The following is a 14687-nucleotide window of genomic DNA, read 5'->3' as shown; positions in this document are numbered from 1 at the left end:
CCATCAATATAATGGTGGATTAACACCAAATGAATCAGAACGACAGTTCTGGTTTCCTCATAAAACCGTGGCCAATTTTACTTGACCACTACACAGCAACTTAACTTACTCTATATAAAGAGCTTGGTGTTTGTTCACTCAAACCGCCCCTCGGTTATCGCCCCTTGCTCTTTTTTCTAAAAATTTTTTCGTTTCTTCACGATCGCTTCACGCTTCTTCACACAAAATGCGCTTCTACTCACTAAGTTGATTTGAAGAGGCAAAATAAAATGAACAAAACACTTCTTGCGTTACTTGTTACCTGCTCAGTTTCGGTATCTGCGGCTCCTTATGTAGGTCTGGAATATGGACTAGGCACCACTGACCATGATTTGGAACCTCACTTTTCAACTGACAACGTAACACTCAACCCTGAGCTTGAAGACGGTATTTACTCAGGTTTTGTCGGTTACGCGTTCAATGACAACTGGGCGCTAGAGTTGGGCTACAGCCAATTTGACCTTGATGATAATCGTTCAAAGAACCTTGATATCAAACAAATTGATGGCAAAGATTACCATCATGAAATGGATTGGGATGCGTCAATCAAAGCCAAGCAAGTGTCGTTGGCACCTGTGTTTAACTATACATTAAATGATAAATGGACAACAAAATTCAAAGCGGGTCTAACGTACACGCAATACGACACCAAAGTTTCGAAACATCAAGAATATGAGCTTGTCGCGAATGATGATGTAGAAATGAACAACACGCTTTTCCACAACACAGAGAAAAACAACGAGCTAGGCGCAATGTTCTCAGTGGGTGCGGAATACAGAATTTTCCCGCAGCTCACCATTGGTGCAAACGCAAAATATCAACTAGACAGCTACGCAAACACTGCATCCTTTAACGTAGGCACAACTTACTACTTCTAATTTAAGGAGACGATAATGAAAAAAATGATTTTAGCATCCATGTTTGCCCTACTTTCAAGCTCAGCTTTCGCCGCGTTTAATGGTCCAGAAATAAGCGTAATTAATTCGGTAAAAGAGGCGCACAACGCAACCGACGACAGCGCCGTCATGTTAACCGGGCACATTGTTCAATCTCTTGGTAACGAGACTTACTTGTTCAAAGATGAGACTGGTGAAATCGAAGTGGAAATCGACAATGAAGATTGGATGGGGCTAGACGTTAGTCCAAACGATAAAGTGACGATTCGAGGCGAAGTTGACTCAGAGTGGACAACCAAGCAGATCGACGTAGAGACCATTCAAAAGCTTTAATTCGCCTGACACCTCAACACAAACAACACAGCCACATATTGGAGGCTGTGTTGTTTATGGGCCGTGAAACTACTCGTTTAGCTGGTCAAGCAAGGACAATCTTGCGGCAAGACCAATCGTATACTCTTAGGCTGAACATCAAACCGTATTGTTCTCGAATGATATGGTTCACCATCTAAATTGAGCGGAAGTGGATTTGGAAAGTCTATCTCCAACCAGCTTGCTCTTGTGTGTTTTACAAACTCACCTTTCTCGCTAGGATTATTGATCTCTTCGATAACTTTTGGCAGCTCATGAGGTAAGAATGGACGCACCAATGTTAGATCCATCAAGCCATCATTAATCATCGCCTTCGACGCTAACTCTTGCCCACCTCCAGCTAAGCGACCATTGCAGAAAGCGCCAAGCAACATTTCTCCCTGATAAGCCCCGCCTTCAATTGTTATTGTTCCGTCATAAGGTTTAAAGCCGAGCGCTTTTACAACACCGGTTAGTGTATAAGCGCCGCCACCAAGAAAGTTTTTAAGTTCAACAGGCGTTTCTGCCGTAACTTCTGCGCCAAACCCTGCTGTTGCCACGTTAATAAAGTAACGATCGTTAGCCTTGACACAATCGACCAAAGCAGACTGCCCTTCTACGGCGAGAGATAAAGACGCCTTGATAGAAGCTGGCACTTGAATCGCGGTGGCAAAATCATTTGCGGTACCAAAAGGGATAATGGCTAACTCGGGGCGTTTTTCTTCTTCAATTTGGATAATCGCAGAAGCCGCCTCATTGACGGTCCCATCGCCACCAGCGACAACAATACGTTCAATCCCTTCATCAACCGCTTCTTTCACCAAGCGCGGCATGTCTTGAGATTCCCAAGTCACTCGCACTTGCACATCAACGCCCTTGTCTCTCATTTTCATGATTGCATCTCTTAACTCTGGGTTCCCAGCTTTTTTGCCGTTAAGGATGGCACGTATTGTCTTCTTCATTGCACTTCCTATTGGTTGATGGTTTTCTCTGCTTGTTTAATCTGTGATCGCAACCATTGATGGGCACTGTCGTTTGTCCGACTAGGATGCCATATTGTGCAGAGCTCATAGGTTTGTTCATCAAATGGCATAGATAAAGATTTAACATGATAGGTGTGGTTGAACAAGTTGATCATCGACTCGGGCATTAAACCAATATATTCACTACCGCAGATAACAGGTAGCATTTCCAACACGCCAGAAGCTCGATACTTTACCTTTCTTTTGTCCAAGTCGACAATATCATCGGCGTTTAACAAGCTCTTACGACTCTGCCACTGCGAAACCACCACATGTTCTTCTTCAAAAAATTGTTCAGCCGTAATCTCGTCCTTTAAGCGTGGGTGCTCCTCGCTAGACACCACCACCAAGCGCTCAGTAAGCACAGTTTCAACTTTTAAAACTGTTCGTGCTCTTGGCGCGATATCAATGATCAAGTCGTAACGTTGCAAACGCAGATCGCTTTCAAAATCTTCTGTAAAGAGTGGATGAACCTCTAAAGCAATATGTGGTGCCAACTCACGGATCTGTTTCATAACTTGAGGGAGCAACTCAAAACTTGCAACAGAGACACAAGCAATGGAAAACACTCGATTCGACACTTTAGGGTCAAATTCGCTAGAAGCCGTCAGAGTTGAAGTAAAGTTTTGCACCGAAGTAAGCAGCGCAGGGTAAATATCCATAGCAAAAGAGGTAGGTTCTACCCCCTTGGTACAGCGATGAAATAAAGGTTCGTCATAAATATCACGAAGGCGTGCCAACGCTTTGCTGACTGCGGGCTGCGTGATGCTGAGACGTGCTGCTGCTTTAGATAAGTTCCCCTCTTCATAAATGGCAATAAAGATGGGGATAAGATTAAGATCGGTCGGTTTCATGCTATTAAATTTTTCGAAAATCACTTTCTCTATTTTAATCTAACAGCATGATAGTTAACGTAGCCAAGTACAAGAAATGGGCGGTACGACCTGTTTTAATGAGTTTTAACTCAATTTTGACGTACTCCACTCACCGCATAAGTGAGTAGCTAACGTGCAAGCCAAAACTTACATTAAGATTTGCCTAAATATGGGGTAAGAAACTCGCTGACTTCCTCGCCGCATAAACCAATTTCTACCTCAATACCGGCTTGTTTTAGAATCTCGATACCTCGACCACTGTTGCGCGGATCTGGATCCAACATGGCTACGACGACTTTGCCAATTCCGGATTTTACTAATGTCACCGCGCAAGCTGGCGTGCGACCTACAAACGAACACGGTTCGAGCGTAACGTATGCCGTCACCGATTCTAACGAGCCTTGATATGCATTCAGCGCTTCTACTTCCGCGTGGTTGCCACCAATAGCTTGAGTATGACCTTCTGAAACGATTTGGTTGTCTTTCACTAACACGCAGCCAACCGGCGGGTTGGGTTGACATTCAGGAAGCGCATTTTTGGACACTTCCAATGCGCGGCGCATAAACTCTTGGCTCATTTGAAATCTATTCTCTAATAAAAACGAGGCGCTATATTAGCGCCCCGTTTTATTCATTGCCATCTCTTCCAATGACTTTGTCCAGTTCTGGTAACGCTCGCGGTATACGGAATTTAAAGCGTTGTTGTTTGGTCTGGATCTTGCGCCACATCGACTTCATTAAATGAGCGCTATTTTCGCCATTTTGCATTCGCGACGCACTTTTTTGCCACGATTTACTCGTATCGGCTTTGGTCATTTCCAGCTCTGCCGTATTTAAACGCAATTGTTTGTACAATACGGCCCTTGCTTCAGACCAGCGTTTAGCCTTTAACAAACGGTGGAACGTCAACCATGCTGGTGTCGGTCTGTTGCGGTAGTAACGTTTAATGGCTACCAATGAAATAATCACAAAACCCAGCAATACAAGCGTGGATACAATCCATGCAAAGTACGTTTTGATGAAGGATTTCAACGTGTGCTTCGCAACAAATGTTTTGCCCTCTAACACCACCGTTTCCACTTGTTGAGTCTTACTGTTCCACCAACGGAACTCATAATCTGGCAGAGTTAATTCACCACCTTGTTGAATCACGTACACGCTCTCTTCTGTGCGTGTTGACTGGTAATCACCACGTGTTTGCGTATCTGTAAGACGGTGCGGTTGAGGATACGCTTGGTAACGGGTTGTTGATTCTCCTTTCAACAAGTCTGGTAGCAACACAGATAGCGAATCATGAGCCAAAATGGTGATTTTACGCGTGATTGCATCCCCAACTTTAAGTGACTCAGTGGAGGTTTCCCACTCTTGTTTTACGTCTACGTGCGTTGCAGAAAACCAAGGCGTGTCACCGCTCAACAATCCCGATGGCAAGGCGGTTTTGAACTTAATCGGCTGCGTGTAAAGTGTGCCTGACACCTTCTCGCCGTCCGGCGCCGACACCTGAACGCCCACTGCGACAGGTGGAATCACAAAATCACCAGATGCTTGCGGATACAAAGTCACTTCCCAGCGTTGACGCGACCAAGTTTGTCCGCCCTTGCGCTCCGTGAAGTTAGTGGCTAACTGATTACGCTGTTTGGCGATAACATTGGGCATTTCAATACTGGCAATTCGCGTCCCCCCCGTAAACCAGCGCGGCGTTGCCACTTCGATGGTTAAAATGACTTGCTCGTTGACACTAAAACTTGGCGTTTTACGCTTTTCTCCAGCCGTTGGTTGTTGACCAACCCACGCTTGCAACTCAACACCATGATTGCGTTGAAGATCGTAAATATCCTGAGCGAAAACGTGACGACTTACGAACAGACTCAAACAAACCACTAACCATGCCACTATCCGTGCAGGAAGTGTAAAAGAGGTAACGCGATGGGCATTCATCATCATTGAGCAGCCTCCTCTGTATTGTGTTCCGTTGTCGTAGTTGAGCTACCCGTTGTTGGCGAGCGTAATTGAATTTGGAATTTAGCGCGTAAGAAATACTTCGGATCCGCTTCGACTCGCTTTAGCCACTTGTCGGCTAACTCTTGGCTACCTAAGATGTCGTCTGCGCTTAACGTCTCTTTAATCATCAACTCTGCTGACGTTTGTTCATCCGCACCTTCTGCGGTTTGAGGGTTGTCGCCTAGCTCGGTTGACGCCTCTTGCTCTGTTCCGGCTTGACTTTCACTCATCTGATTTATCTCATCGACGATGCCAGCAATCACTTTCAAGTTGTGCTCAACATCAGGTCTTAACGACTCGTTCAACGTTGGCTTGCTGGCTAAGGATTTTAACAAGTCGCGAGCAGCCAAATATTCACGCTGGCGCGCCAATGCGCTCGCCGCATTGTAAAGACCGTAATCTCGAACCTCTTCGGACGGGTCGTTTTGCATTTCCAAAAACGCACTGTGCGCGAGCTCAAACTCGCTTGCGTAGTAGTACGCCGTGCCTTTGCGTAATGGATCGACAAAGTGTTTTGCAGCTTCTAAATACGCTTGTTGGTTGAACAAACGCTGTCCTTGTTGGTCTGGCGTCAGCCACAAATCCCACCACCATTGCGCCACCTTGTCGAAGGTCGTCACTTTTTGCACAACTTGTGGCTGCTCGGCTTTAACAGAAATGTTCTCCGCCATTGCACTGGTCGGCATCAACAGTGTACCGCTCACCATTGCAATCACGCACCACTGCACTAACCACCCTTTTCTAAACCACAGCATCATGATCAACGCGATTGGGAACAGCAGTTGATAACCCATGTCTTTCCAAGGCATTGAAGATTCGCCATTAAGCTGCATATTGCGCTCAACGTATCGATTCAGTTGTTCGATATCACTGTTATCGACCGTCACTTCCACCAATCGACCGTTGGTCTGGCTGGCCAGTTTTTGCAGAGAATCCAAATCCATCGGGTTGTTACTCACGATGTCTGTATTCCCCGCAGCAAGAATTAACAGTTGATAAGGTTTACCTTCAAAATACGCTTGGTATTGCTTAATCGTGGCCGGGTTCACGCCATCGCTCACCAACAAAACGGTGGAGCCTGGTTGACCTTGCAATTGTTGATCAATTAACGGCAAGGCTTTTTCAGCAAGCTTACCTTGCACGGGCATGATTTCTGGCGTAATGGCCGCCAAGAATGGGTCAAATACTTTGCTGTCTTGAGTCACAGGCATCGCCACATGAGCACTGCCCGCAAACACGACTAAACCCGTTTTTCCGCCTTTTCGCGCAACTAACAAATCGCGTATTTTCTGTTTGGAACGCTCAAGGCGGCTTGGTGGGAGATCTTTTTGCAGCATCGAGTCGCTGTTATCAAGCACCACAAGCAGAGAGGCTTTATCTTCACCAAAGGGAGAAGATTCACGTTGCCACGTTGGGCCTGCACAAATCACAATGGCGATTAGTACAATCAGCATCAAGAGCTTAAGCGGCAGTTGCTTGCGCCAACCTCGCTCGCCTATCGTCAAAGCATTGCGTAAATGTTCGGGCAGAATATCCTTCCAGCTTGGTTTGCTTTCTTCTCGCCAGCGCAACCATACCAAGAAAAACATGGGGATCAAAGCCAGTAACCACAGCGGTCGAATAAAATGAAACTGCGTAAAAAATTGCGTCCAACTAAGAGAATCAAACATCGCTCTCTCCTAATGATGATCGTGTTGCAGCCCTTCTTTTGAGTGTCGCGACGCTGAACGCGAGTAAATGCATGATGACCACTAACGCCATCAAGTAATGGTGAAGACTTTGTTTTGGGCGGTATGTGGTGCTTTCGTAAAGTTGAGGTTCCAGTTTACCAATCTCGTCGTAGGCAGCCGACAGTTCATCACGGTTGAGAGCTTCAAACGCTTCACCGCCAGATTCTTTTGCAATGCGATGAATCGTGTCCATATCCAACGCGGTTTCACCTATCGTTTCCGGATCGCCCATCGCAATCACGTGCACTCGCACGCCTTTGGCTTTCGCAACTTTCGCCGCATCAATCGGTTCGACAAAGCTGCCCGTGTCGTTACCATCGGTTAATACAATCGCGACTTTTTCACGGTTTTGATCTTGTTCTAAAGCACCACGCGACTTATCGCTTTGCTCAAAAACTTTAATCGCTAAGCCAATTGCATCACCAAGATGGGTACTCTGCCCTGCCATCGCCACATCGGTTTGGTTAAGCAATTCGAGCCACACTTTTTGGTCTGCGGTAAATGGCGTTTGCACAAAAGCGGCATCACCAAAAAGAACCAAGCCTAATCGGTCTCCTTTACGAGACTGAACAAACTCCGTCAACACTTCTTTCGCCGCATCAAGGCGAGAAATTTTTTCACCTGTACGAGACGTGAAATCAGGCTCGGCCATGGAACCCGAAAGATCCACCACCACCATCACATCGCGCCCTAAACTCTCGCGAATTTGAGGCTCACCTAACACGGTGGGTTTGGCCATCGCACACACCACCAAAAGCCATGAGAGAATTAACGTTGCTCGTTGCCACCAGCTTGGGGTTAACTGGCTTGCACCTTCTGATGGCGTCTCGCCAATCGCTTCCACCAACTGACTAAAAAACGGCACTTTGATCGCCATTTGCTTAGTGCGATATGCAGGCACCAAGTAGTACACCACCAATGGCAGCGGCAAAATCAGAAACCACATTGGGTGAGCAAATTCAAAACCAGACAAACCAGTTAGCGATGCAAGAAGATCATTCATGTTGACCTCCCTGATTTGCTTTGCGTTTCAATAATGGAGATTTCTTTGCCGCGCTTTTTTGAGCATCACAACGGTGTTCACTCACCCAGTTTTTCGCACGAGCAATAAGCGTTACTCGTTCTTCATTGGTTAGCGTAACGCTGGGGTCAACAATACTTTGTAGCCAGCGCTTTGAAAGCTCATCGTTAAAGACCACTTGCGAGTTTGCTTGAGAATCTCCGGTTTGCGGATATAGCGCATCAAGCTTGCGCAAAAAGGCGGTATCAAACAATTTCGCGTTACGGCTATCAACATGAATCAGCACAATTTTAAGCACAGAGAACAATGCTTTAGGCATGCCTTTGTCGCTCGGTTTGATTTGCGAAATCGTCAACAGAGCTTCTTGTCGGTAGCGGTTACACCACCACTGTTGAGCCAAACGATACGCGACATACACCAATGCAATGAGCGCAACCGCCGCTAAAATCTTCCAGCCAATAGTTTGCGGATACCAACTCACGCTTGGTAGCACGGCCACATCATGTAGGTCTCTGAGTATGTAGGTACTCGGAGGCGTAGGAAGACCACTCATTTAACGCCCTCCTACCAGTTTTTGAAATTGTTTAATGTGCTCGCCTGTCGTATCGAGTTCGATGTGCGGAAGGTGTTTCATCGCCATAAGTTGAGAGAGTGATTGTCGCTGTAAGCTAGTTCGAGCCTCAAGCTTTGCGCTCGCGGCTTCTACCTTTGCTTTGCTGTCTAAATTGAGTTGATACTGCCCATCACCAACCACCCATTTCGATTTTGCCAAATCGTCTGGTAGCGCTTGTTCTAATGGGTCACTGACCATTACTGCGAGAACATCGTTGTGCTGTTGTAGCTGTTTAAGGTGGTCAAGATGGTGCTCCTCGCAGTCGCTCCAGTCGCTGATAAAAATCAATGTGGATTGTTTGAGCTTCATGCGTTTAATGAGCTCAATCCATTGACTGAACGTCACTTTTTCGGAATTGCGGGAGTCCACATTGAGCGATTGATTGGCTTTAGCGAGGCGTTTAAGTTGCGCCAGAAGATCGTTTTGCGAACGCTGTGCCTTGCTGTGAAACAACGCCTGTTGGGATGCGATGACAAAACCAACTCGGTCGCCATCTTTTAACACGCGCCACCCGCACATGCCCGCGATTTCTGCCGCGACAACCGATTTCATTACTTGTGTCGAAGCAAAAAACATTGCGCTGCGCTGGTCGACACACACGATCACGTTGCGATCTTTTTCTTCGGTGTAGCTACGCACATGCGGTTTGCCTGTGCGCATCGTAACTTTCCAATCCAGATTACGAATGTCGTCACCCAATTGGTAATGACGCAGCTCTTCGAAGTTCAATCCACGACCACGAAACAGCGAATTGTGGCGGCCTGAGAGTACGCTACCCGCTTTTAGGTGAGGAAGTAAACTGAATGATTCTGCTTGTGCTTGCAAGCGTACTAAGCGAGCGTAATCGCAGTACAAACGGGGATCCATCCCCTGTGATTTTGGCGCAAGAGTTGGCTTAGCCATAATGCCTCCCGCTTACCCAATTTCTACACAATCTAGCAGCTCTTGCACGACGCGTTGGTGATCGACTCCGTCTGCTAATGCATCGTAGGTCAAAGAAAAACGGTGGCCCAGTACAGACGGAATCATGGCTCGCACATCGTCAGGAGTGACATGGTCACGTCCTTGCATCCACGCATACGCACGAGCGCATTTGTCTAGTGCGATGGAAGCACGAGGACTAGAGCCAATCTCAATCCATTTTGCTAAGTTTGAATCGGCATAACGCTCTGGCTTACGAGTCGCCATCACTAACGCGACAATGTAGTTTTCCACTAGATCTGACACAACAATATCAGGTAGTTGACGACGTGCTTCTAGCACCACATCTGGCTCGATGTGTTTTGGCGTAATAATTTCGCTGCTGGTTTCCGCACCTAATTCTTCACTGCGCACCAAACGGATGATGTCACGTTCAGCGTCGTCTTCTGGGTAATCGACGGTAACCTTCATGATAAAACGGTCCATTTGCGCTTCTGGCAGCGGGTACGTGCCCTCTTGCTCTACTGGGTTTTGCGTTGCAAGCACCATAAATAAGTCTGGCAATACGTGAGTTTTATCGCCTACCGTGATCGTGCCTTCGGCCATGGCTTCAAGCAGTGCGGCTTGTACTTTGGCTGGCGCACGGTTGACCTCATCGGCAAGCACTATGCTGTTAAAAATTGGCCCTGGTTGAAAATGAAGTTGCGGCTTGCCATCCAACTCTTGATAAACCTCGGTTCCCGTCACGTCCGATGGCAAAAGATCTGGCGTAAACTGAATTCGACCAAAACTGGTGTTTAACAAGTTCGCCAACGATTTTACAGAACGTGTTTTTGCCGTTCCCGGCAAACCTTCTAGAAGAATGTGCCCGTTCGTTAATAACCCGATGACTAAAGCTCGAACCACGTGGCTTTGTCCAATGACGCTTTTTTCTGTTTGTTCGATGAGTTCTTTTATCGCTTGTTGTGCGTGGTTCATAGGGTACCTTTTCAGTGGTTTAAGCCGTCTTTTCAATAGTTAAGTATAAGAACAAATGAAATAACTTAAGGTTATATTCACTATGTTATCTTTGCGGTTCTTCAGATTGGAGAAGCTGTGCAAGACCAACCAACATCGGTAATGCGTAATCAAAGAACATTTTGATTCCCGAACACAGATAGTTTAGTCCAGCCTCGCCATTCGGCGTTTTGATCAGACGGTTTTTCGGACACTCGCCCCAGCAATAAGGCAAGTAGGGACACTGCTTACAATACGTCGGCAAAGATTCGCGTTTTGCCATGCCAAAGGTGTATTGTCGTGTAGAGAATGCCATGTCATTCAATGAGTGTTCATGAATGTTGGCGAGTTTGTATTCTGGGTATACATAGTGGTCGCAACTGAACACGTCGCCATTGTGCTCAATCGCCAAGCCTTTGCCACAAAACTCAGCTGTCACGCAAAGCTGAGACGGTTTCCCCATTACTTGCGCTACCGCGGTTTCAAACAGGTTAACCAGTACACGGCCAAGATCGTTATTCACCCATTCTTCAAAGGTCGCCATTAAAAAGCGTCCCCAGTCTTCAGGATCAACCGACCAATCCGTCACAACAGACATTGGATGACCCGGTTTCGCCAGATCACTGCCTTTGGTTGGGATCATCTGTTCGTTCCAAAACTGCGGTGCGGTTGTTTGGAAGTCGTTCGCTTCAACCACCGGTGCAAACTGAATGTATGTCACACCCAATTCTTGGGTTAAAAATCGATACACTTCGAGCGGGTATTTCGCATTGTGCCGATTGACCGTCACCAACGCGTTGAATTTCACGCCATGCGCTTGGAGCTTATCTACCGCTTTCATCACCAGATCAAACGTCGGCTTACCGCTGCGGGTTTTGCGATATTTGTCGTGCTGCTCTCGTGGCCCATCAATCGACAAGCCAACTAGGAAGTTGTGCTCTTTTAAAAACGCACACCACTCATCGTTTAGCAAAATGCCGTTGGTCTGAAGGTCGTTTTCAATGCGAACGCCTTTCGGCTGATGTTTCTTTTGCAGAGCTACGACATTGTGGAAGTAGTCCAACCCAAGCAGCGTTGGCTCCCCGCCCTGCCATGAGAATACAATTTCTTCGCCATCCTGACTTTCGATGTAGCTTTTCACGAACGCTTCCAATGTTGCGTCGTCCATTTTTGGCTGCTTTTCTTGGTGCAGTAGATTTTCTTTATGCAGATAAAAGCAGTACTGACAATCGATATTGCATTTTGCTCCGCCTGGCTTTGCCATCACATGTAATCGACGATCGTACGCACCCGGAACCGGTGCTTTAGACGCCGTTTTAAGAGGAACAATAGGCATGGTAGTAGAATGGCGAGGGGAAATCTTACTCATACGTTTCTCACTATTTAATATACCCAAATAACCTCGCAAGCGTAGTGCAGTAAACGGGAAGCTATTTGGGTATATAGCGCTCCGAAGAGCGCTATGGATTATCGATGTTCTTTATTACTTAGAAGACTTAGGTACGAATGAACCTGCTTCCATGCGAGGTGGGAACTCTTTAAACGTACCCATTACCTCTTTCACTTTCTCTACCGCTGGCATCATTAGGAATGAACGCTCGTACATCCAACGAGAGTAACCCATACCTTGGTCACCACGTTCGAATGGATCGATACTCAAGTCGAAGATCAATGGAACACGAAGTTTAGTGAAAGGCTTACGCCATACATCCATGCCCGTTTCATTCTCTTGAATCATAAAGTGGAACTTGTACTTTCCTTGACGTAATGCCACAAGATCGCCGTCATCGCTCCAGTAAACGAATTCGTTACGAGCAGATTTGTCTGACTTACCCGTTAGATATGGCAGTTGGTTGTAACCATCTAGGTGAACTTTATAGTCCATATCACCAACTTTCTTACCTTTTAGTAATTCATCTTTAACTTTGGTGTCACCCGCTGCAGCAACCAATGTCGGGAAGAAATCCTCTAATGACATCATGCCGTTGAACGTTTTACCTGCTTCGATGTTTCCAGGCCATTTAATCAACATCGGCACACGGAAACTGCCTTCCCAGCCAGTGTTTTTCTCAGAGCGGAATGGTGTCATCCCTGCATCAGGCCACAAATCAACCATAGGGCCGTTGTCAGTGGTGTAAACAATGATTGTATTGTCATCCACACCCAACTCTTTGATCTTGTTAAGTAGTTGACCAATTTGATCATCGTGCTGCTTAACACCATCCGCGTAGAAACCAGCGCCTGTTTTACCTTGGTATTCTTCAGGAACATGCGTGAAGTTGTGCATGCGAGTGGTGTTAAACCAAGTAAAGAACGGCTTATCCGCTTTTACTTGTTTTTCTATGAAGGTTTCCGCGGCATCAAGGAATTCACCGTCAACATTTTCCATACGCTTACGCGTAAGTGGACCGGTATCTTCAATTTTGCCGTCAGCGTAAGAGTGGATTACGCCACGAGGGCCAAATTTCTTCTTGAACTCTGGATCTTTAGGATAATCCACGTTCTCTGGCTCTTCTTCCGCGTTCAAGTGATATAGGTTGCCGAAAAACTCATCAAAACCGTGGTTGGTAGGAAGGTGTTCGTCTCGGTCGCCTAAATGGTTCTTACCAAATTGTCCGGTTGCATAACCCATTTGCTTAAGCACGGTTGCAATCGTTGGATCTTTTTCCGAGATACCTTGCGGAGCGCCTGGTAAGCCCACTTTTGATAGACCAGTACGTTTTGGCATTTGACCAGTAATGAATGCAGAACGGCCTGCTGTCGAACTTTGCTGTGCGTAGAAGTTAGTGAACTTCGCACCTTCTTTAGCAATGCTATCGATGTTCGGCGTATTGTACGCCATCATGCCTTGGTTGTAGGTACTAAGGTTCCAGTAACCAACATCATCACCAAAGATGACAAGAATGTTGGGTTTGTCCGCTGCGTGTGCAACTGCAGATGCAGCGCCTAATGCTAACGTACATGCGTTAAGTACGAGTTTTTTACTGCTCGTTTTGGTCGCATTTTTCATATTATCTCCAAGAGTTCGCTAGTGCGTAAAAATGGTATTCGCTTTTCAATACCATTGTTGATATAAGATAAAGCACTAATTTCAGGCGATAAATGCAGTCAGAATTAGTTAACCTATAAATTAAATTTATGAGTAACGTTATGGACTTGAATTTGATCCAAACTTTTCTTGTTGTTGCGGAGTTCCAATCTTATACGAAAGCCGCGGAACAATTGGGGCTGACACAACCCGCTGTGAGCGCTGCAATAAAGCGTTTAGAACAAGTGGTCGATAAGCAATTATTTGTCAAAAAAGGGCGAGGTATCGCACTAACATCTACCGCCTATCAGCTGCTACCGCAATTCCAGCAAGCGGTTAATATTATTGATAATGCGATATCCGATAAGAATCATTTTGAAGTGTGTTGTTCCGAAATTTTATTGCACATTATGGACCCGATAAAGAACACTATTTTTTATGAATCGCCACCCGAAAAGTTCTTATTATTTGAGCTTCTAAGACAACAAAAAGTCGATCTTGTCATTGATACTGTTATCACAAAAGATGCCGCATTTATTATTGAAGATGCCTACGAAGAAGAGGCGGTGATTATCTGTCGTGAGAATCATCCCCGCGTGCAAGGCTCGCTCTCAAAAGAACAGTTTTATGAGGAAACTCACTGTTTGTTTTCAGGGAAATGGAACAACATGAGCGGTTTTGAACAGCTATCCCAAGAAACTATTCAAGAGAGAAAAGTCGATTTGATCACATCTTCGCTTGCTGGTATGGCGTTGTACGTCGCGCAACGCGATTGTTTAGGCTTAGTGTCTCAATCTTTTGCAAACAAATGGAGTAAAGCCCTTAAGCTTCAAGTTCTGCAATGCCCTATTTCTATATGCGCTATCCCTTACAAGTTTGTTTACCATAAGCGAGAGATGAACAACCCTGCTCATATTGCGCTACGTGAAAAAATTAAAGCGAACTTAACGGCTGCGCACTACGAGCCAGTTTCCTTGTAGGCCTTGTTGATTCGCATTTTCTTTGCCATTCGTTGCTCTGAAAGCTTTTATTAGACGGAAAAAAGAGGCTCATATGAGCCTCTTTTCTATATGGTTGCATGGTATTGCTTACGTAGCACTTGTAGTGGTCAAGTAAAATTGGCCACGGTTTTATGAGGAAACCAGAACTGTCGTTCTGATTCATTTGGTGTTAATCCACCATTATATTGATGGG

The 14687-nt window shown here is 46.0% G+C and carries 14 protein-coding genes; 3 read left to right on the top strand and 11 right to left on the bottom strand.

Features of this window, described 5'->3' with window-relative positions; all coding sequences use genetic code 11:
• Nucleotides 1–269 precede the first annotated feature (269 nt).
• Together B7360_RS23740 and B7360_RS23735 are read left to right on the top strand one after the other, a co-directional pair.
• Nucleotides 270–917, top strand: coding sequence for an AcfA family outer membrane beta-barrel protein (locus B7360_RS23740; protein WP_085344819.1), 648 nt, complete (start codon nucleotides 270–272; stop codon nucleotides 915–917).
• Between the two features lie 15 nt (nucleotides 918–932).
• The gene (locus tag B7360_RS23735) at nucleotides 933–1268 is read left to right on the top strand and encodes a NirD/YgiW/YdeI family stress tolerance protein (RefSeq protein WP_085344818.1); all 336 of its coding nucleotides are present in this window, start codon (nucleotides 933–935) and stop codon (nucleotides 1266–1268) included.
• Between the two features lie 77 nt (nucleotides 1269–1345).
• Here the strand turns inward: B7360_RS23735 and yegS are convergent, their stop codons facing one another.
• From yegS to B7360_RS23680, 11 genes are all read right to left on the bottom strand, one after another.
• Nucleotides 1346–2248 carry a lipid kinase YegS gene (yegS, locus tag B7360_RS23730; protein ID WP_085344817.1) on the bottom strand — a complete coding sequence of 301 codons (903 nt, stop codon included), beginning with the start codon at nucleotides 2246–2248 and terminating at the stop codon, nucleotides 1346–1348.
• Between the two features lie 8 nt (nucleotides 2249–2256).
• On the bottom strand, nucleotides 2257–3162 hold the full coding sequence (locus B7360_RS23725; RefSeq protein WP_085344816.1) for a LysR family transcriptional regulator: 906 nt from the start codon (nucleotides 3160–3162) through the stop codon (nucleotides 2257–2259).
• Nucleotides 3163–3335: 173 nt separating this feature from the next.
• Nucleotides 3336–3761, bottom strand: a complete 426-nt coding sequence (locus B7360_RS23720) for a bifunctional diaminohydroxyphosphoribosylaminopyrimidine deaminase/5-amino-6-(5-phosphoribosylamino)uracil reductase RibD (RefSeq protein WP_005498583.1) — start codon at nucleotides 3759–3761, stop codon at nucleotides 3336–3338.
• A 49-nt stretch (nucleotides 3762–3810) separates the two neighbouring features.
• Nucleotides 3811–5127: a BatD family protein gene (locus B7360_RS23715; protein WP_085344815.1), complete on the bottom strand. Its 1317-nt coding sequence runs from the start codon at nucleotides 5125–5127 to the stop codon at nucleotides 3811–3813.
• A complete protein-coding gene (locus B7360_RS23710; protein ID WP_017448136.1) occupies nucleotides 5124–6854 on the bottom strand; it encodes a VWA domain-containing protein in 1731 nt (576 codons plus the stop codon). Before B7360_RS23710 ends, B7360_RS23715 begins: the two co-directional genes overlap by 4 nt.
• The gene (locus B7360_RS23705) at nucleotides 6847–7917 is read right to left on the bottom strand and encodes a VWA domain-containing protein (protein WP_085344814.1); all 1071 of its coding nucleotides are present in this window, start codon (nucleotides 7915–7917) and stop codon (nucleotides 6847–6849) included. The genes B7360_RS23710 and B7360_RS23705 overlap by 8 nt, the downstream gene beginning before the upstream one ends.
• Nucleotides 7910–8488 carry a DUF4381 domain-containing protein gene (locus B7360_RS23700; RefSeq protein WP_085344813.1) on the bottom strand — a complete coding sequence of 193 codons (579 nt, stop codon included), beginning with the start codon at nucleotides 8486–8488 and terminating at the stop codon, nucleotides 7910–7912. The genes B7360_RS23705 and B7360_RS23700 overlap by 8 nt, the downstream gene beginning before the upstream one ends.
• The gene (locus B7360_RS23695) at nucleotides 8489–9451 is read right to left on the bottom strand and encodes a DUF58 domain-containing protein (protein WP_085344812.1); all 963 of its coding nucleotides are present in this window, start codon (nucleotides 9449–9451) and stop codon (nucleotides 8489–8491) included.
• A 12-nt stretch (nucleotides 9452–9463) separates the two neighbouring features.
• Nucleotides 9464–10447, bottom strand: a complete 984-nt coding sequence (locus B7360_RS23690; protein ID WP_085344811.1) for a MoxR family ATPase — start codon at nucleotides 10445–10447, stop codon at nucleotides 9464–9466.
• A gap of 85 nt (nucleotides 10448–10532) precedes the next feature.
• Complete coding sequence (locus B7360_RS23685; RefSeq protein WP_085344810.1) at nucleotides 10533–11834, bottom strand: anaerobic sulfatase maturase; 1302 nt, start codon at nucleotides 11832–11834, stop codon at nucleotides 10533–10535.
• A 114-nt stretch (nucleotides 11835–11948) separates the two neighbouring features.
• Nucleotides 11949–13475 (bottom strand): arylsulfatase, encoded by a 1527-nt coding sequence (locus B7360_RS23680; protein WP_006742790.1) that lies wholly within the window; start codon nucleotides 13473–13475, stop codon nucleotides 11949–11951.
• A 140-nt stretch (nucleotides 13476–13615) separates the two neighbouring features.
• Here B7360_RS23680 and B7360_RS23675 point away from each other — a divergent pair, with 140 nt between their 5' ends.
• Nucleotides 13616–14473: a LysR family transcriptional regulator gene (locus B7360_RS23675; protein WP_005396661.1), complete on the top strand. Its 858-nt coding sequence runs from the start codon at nucleotides 13616–13618 to the stop codon at nucleotides 14471–14473.
• Nucleotides 14474–14687: the final 214 nt, after the last annotated feature.

It is taken from the genome of Vibrio sp. ArtGut-C1 (genome assembly GCF_002105475.1).
Classification (GTDB): domain Bacteria; phylum Pseudomonadota; class Gammaproteobacteria; order Enterobacterales; family Vibrionaceae; genus Vibrio; species Vibrio diabolicus.
Note: the sequence above shows the minus strand (reverse complement) of the source record. Positions and strands in the feature narration are given on the sequence as shown.